Here is a 4,047-nt window from a genome sequence, read left to right on the forward strand (position 1 = left end):
CACTCGACAGCTCCTACAGGTTTTGTGTGTGACAAAAATCCAATCGGCGCCATAAATCAATGTGGGAGCGAGCCTGCTCGCGAAGGGGCCGGCACAAGCCACAGAACTAATCCAGATGCGCCCAGGTCATCCGGAACGACGCTCCACCCCAGGGAGAATCCCCCACTTCAACCTGCCCGCCATGCGACTGCGAGACCCGGCGCACCAACGCCAGGCCCAAACCAAACCCGCCGGTGCGGCGATCCCGGCTGGCATCCAGCCGCGAAAACGGCTCAAAGATCTTCTCTCGCCCGTGCACCGGCACCCCCGGTCCATCGTCGTTGACCCGCACTTCGTAATAGTCGCCGGTGCGCACCAGCGACACTTCAACGCGTTGCTCGGCATAGCGAATCGCGTTGCGCAGCAGATTGATCACCGCCCGCGCCATGAATCGCGGCTCAATGCGCACGGTGTCGAGCCGGCAATCACCGATCAGCAACTGCACCCCCGCCGCTTCGGCCTCCAGCGCCACGCTGCCAACCACGCTATCAAGCCAATTGGCAGCCTGGATGTTTTCGCGTTTGATCACCGTCGCGCCACGTTCAAGGCTGGCGTAGGTGAGCAATTCGGAAACCATCTCCTCCAGTTCACCAAGGTCTGCGTACATGTCGGCAATCAGCTCGCGGTTCTGGCTGGCGTCCGGCTGCTGTTTGAGCTGGTCGAGTTCAAACGATAGCCGCGCAATCGGCGTGCGCAGTTCGTGGGACACGGCGTTGGTCAGCTCACGCTGGTTGGCGATCAGGCCTTCGATGCGTGCGGCCATCAAGTTGAAGTGCTCGGCCAGATCGCGGATGTTCGAGCGTTTCGACAGTTGAATGCGCACCGACAGATCGTTGTCGCCGAAACGCTCGGCAGCCAGGCGCAGTTTCTCCAGATCGCGCCAGTGTGGACGTACCCAGAAAAACAGCACGATGCCGATCAGCACGGCGATCATCAGGTAGGCAGCGGCGATGTAGAACGGCATCAGGCTCGGCTCGGCCGGCAAGCGGATGCTGAGCAACTGCGGCCCCTCATCAATCGCGGAAATGTACTGGTTGTACTGGTCGCGGATCACCAGCAGCCCTTTGGCCAGTTCGGCTTTTTCCTCGTCGCTCAGGGCCAGTTCAGTGGTATCGACCAGCGTCAGCCCCAAACCGTAATGCGGGCGGATCGTTTCCAGTTGCTTTTCCCGGGCGGTGCCGTCGAGGTCACGCAACTGCTGGCCCAATGTCCATGCCTGGCCGCGCACGGCCTCACGGTTGTAGTCCTGCATCTGATAATCGAGCAAGGCATCAAAGGTGCGCTCGACCGTCTGCAAGGCCAGCACCAGACCCAACGTCATGACCAGAAACAGCCCGAGAAATAACCGCAGCATCTACAACTCCCACGCGAACGGATTGAACAGATAACCCTTGCCCCACACGGTTTTGATGCACATCGGCTCGCGGGGATTGTCTTTGAGTTTGTTGCGTAATTTGCTGATGTACACGTCGACGCTGCGGTTGAGGCCGTCGAAGGCAATCCCGCGCATGCGATTGAGGATGTCGTCGCGTGACAGCACTTTGCCGGCGGCGCTGGCCAGCAACCACAGCAGCTCGAATTCCATGGTGGTCATTTCGATGACCTCGCCCGCCAGCCGCACTTCACGGCAACTGCGGTCAACGCTCAACTGGCCAAACTCCATAAAACTCACCACGTTGCTGTCCGGCACCTGCCGCCGTTGCAACGCCCGCAATCGGGCCAGCAACACCGGCGGCTTGATCGGTTTGATCACGTAGTCATCGGCGCCGGATTCCAGACCGAGGATATGGTCGAGATCGTCTTCCTTGGCGGTCAGGATCACGATCGGTGTGTCCGACACGCTGCGAATTTCCCGGCATACGTGCAGACCGCTCTGCCCCGGCAGCATCAGGTCGAGCACCACGACTTTCGGCTTGAATTCCAGAAAGGCAGCCACGGCCAGGTCTCCACGATGCACCGTACGCACCTCGTAGCCGTGTTGTTCGAGAAAGTGGGCGATCAACGCCGCCAGACGCTCATCGTCTTCCACCAACAGGACTTTGCCAAAACCCAGGTTATCCATAACGCCCGTCTGCCGCCCTTGTGTGAAGTGGTCGGCATTATGGCGGCTTTCATGGCGCAGGCGTTTGTTTCAGGCAGCAAAAACCGGCCGCTTGGGCCGGTTTTCGGTGATGTTTCATACTCTTAAGAGTTTTTAACATTCATGCACTGATCGCTACATCTGTAGGAGCTGCCGAAGGCTGCGATCTTTTGATCCGGCTTCGTCAAAAGCAAAAGATCGCAGCCTTCGGCAACTCCTACACGGAGTCATGCGGTGGCAGGCACACCGCTGTGGAAGCGGAATTCTTCGTCCGGCGACTCGATCAATTCCTGCTCGGCGGCGCGGACTTTCTCGATGACCTGAGCAATATCCTTCGCATCGCCGTACTGATAGGCCAGTTTCAGATAACCCTGAAAATGCCGCGCCTCGCTTTTCAGCAGGCCAAAGTAAAACTTGCCGAGTTCTTCGTCCAAATGCGGCACCAGCGCTTCGAACCGCTCGCAACTGCGCGCTTCGATAAAAGCGCCGACCACCAGCGTATCCACCAGTTTCACCGGCTCATGGCTGCGCACCACCTTACGCAAGCTCGAGGCGTAACGACCGGCGTGGAGCTGGCGCAGTTCGATCTTGCGCCGCTTCATGATGCGCATGACCTGCTCGTGGTGCACCAGTTCTTCCCGGGCCAGACGCGACATCATGTTGATCAGGTCGACGTGGGAATGGTACTTGGCAATCAGGCTCAGGGCGGTGCTGGCAGCCTTGAACTCGCAGTTCTTGTGGTCGATCAGCAGGGTTTCCTGATCGGCCAGGGCGGCCTGAACCCAGGCGTCGGGGGTGCGGCAGCCAAGGAATTCGTGGATTTCGGGAAGGATCATGGGGCTCACGGTAAAAGGTGTTCGAGCGAAGGGCGCCGATTATACCGGCCTGTCCGCAGACCACCAGCGGCTGGCGTTGATATGCATCAAGTCGCACACGATCGAGCAGCAACTATAGTTGTGCAACGCCGTGCCTTTTCTTTGGAGACTCCGCTCATGCAAGCCATTCGCAGCATTCTGGTGGTCATCGAACCCGAACATTCGGAAAGCCTGGCGCTCAAGCGCGCCAAGTTGATCGCCGGCGTAACCCAGGCCCACCTGCACCTGTTGGTGTGCGACAGGAAACACGACCACGCCGGCATGCTTGGCGTACTCAAGGCTGCGCTGGTGGCCGACGGCTACAGCGTGACCACCGAACAGGCATGGAATGAAAGCCTGCACGAAACCATCATCGATGTGCAGCAAGCCGAGGGTTGCGGGCTGGTGATCAAGCAGCATTTCCCCGACAGCTCACTGAAAAAAGCCCTGCTGACCCCGGCGGACTGGAAGCTCTTGCGCCACTGCCCTACCCCGGTGTTGCTGGTGAAAACCGCAGGTTCCTGGAAGGACAAAGTGATTCTGGCGGCGGTGGACGTGGGCAATGCCGATGGTGAGCACCGGCATTTGCACACGACGATCATTGATCATGGCTACGACATTGCCAGTCTGGCCAAGGCGCATTTGCATGTGATCGCGGCACATCCATCGCCGATGCTGTCGGCGGCGGACCCGACGCTGCAACTGAGTGAAACGATCGAGGCGCGTTATCGCGAGCAATGCCGGGCGTTTCAGGCGGAATTCGATGTCGATGATGAACATCTGCACATCGAGGAAGGCCCGGCGGATGTGTTGATCCCGTTTATGGCGCACAAGCTGCAGGCGGCGGTGACCGTGATCGGCACGGTGGCGCGTACCGGGTTGTCCGGGGCATTGATCGGCAATACGGCGGAAGTTGTGCTGGATGCACTGGAGAGCGATGTGCTGGTGCTCAAACCGCAGGAGGTTGAAGATCATCTGGTGGAGTTGGCGGTGAAGCATTAAAGATCAAAAGATCGCAGCCTTCGGCAGCTCCTACAGGTAGAACGCATTCCCATGTAGGAGCTGCGGCACGCT

The 4,047-nt window shown here is 59.2% G+C and carries 4 protein-coding genes; 1 reads left to right on the top strand and 3 read right to left on the bottom strand.

All coding sequences use genetic code 11. The annotated features are described in order from the left end of the window. Positions 1–106: 106 nt before the first annotated feature. From PMI23_RS14800 to PMI23_RS14810, 3 genes are all read right to left on the bottom strand, one after another. Entirely contained in the window at positions 107–1,393 is a 1,287-nt protein-coding gene (locus tag PMI23_RS14800) for an ATP-binding protein (protein ID WP_007911005.1), read from the bottom strand. After that, on the bottom strand, positions 1,394–2,101 hold the full coding sequence (locus PMI23_RS14805) for a response regulator (protein WP_007911007.1): 708 nt from the start codon (positions 2,099–2,101) through the stop codon (positions 1,394–1,396). It lies immediately after the preceding gene. A 245-nt stretch (positions 2,102–2,346) separates the two neighbouring features. Continuing rightward, entirely contained in the window at positions 2,347–2,955 is a 609-nt protein-coding gene (locus PMI23_RS14810) for a tRNA-(ms[2]io[6]A)-hydroxylase (protein WP_007911009.1), read from the bottom strand. 156 nt (positions 2,956–3,111) lie between these two features. On the opposite strand from PMI23_RS14810, the gene PMI23_RS14815 reads away from it, so the two are divergent. Further along, complete coding sequence (locus tag PMI23_RS14815) at positions 3,112–3,975, top strand: universal stress protein (protein WP_007911011.1); 864 nt, start codon at positions 3,112–3,114, stop codon at positions 3,973–3,975. Positions 3,976–4,047 lie beyond the last annotated feature (72 nt).

The sequence above is a fragment of the Pseudomonas sp. GM24 genome (genome assembly GCF_000282235.1).
In the GTDB taxonomy this organism is placed as follows: domain Bacteria; phylum Pseudomonadota; class Gammaproteobacteria; order Pseudomonadales; family Pseudomonadaceae; genus Aquipseudomonas.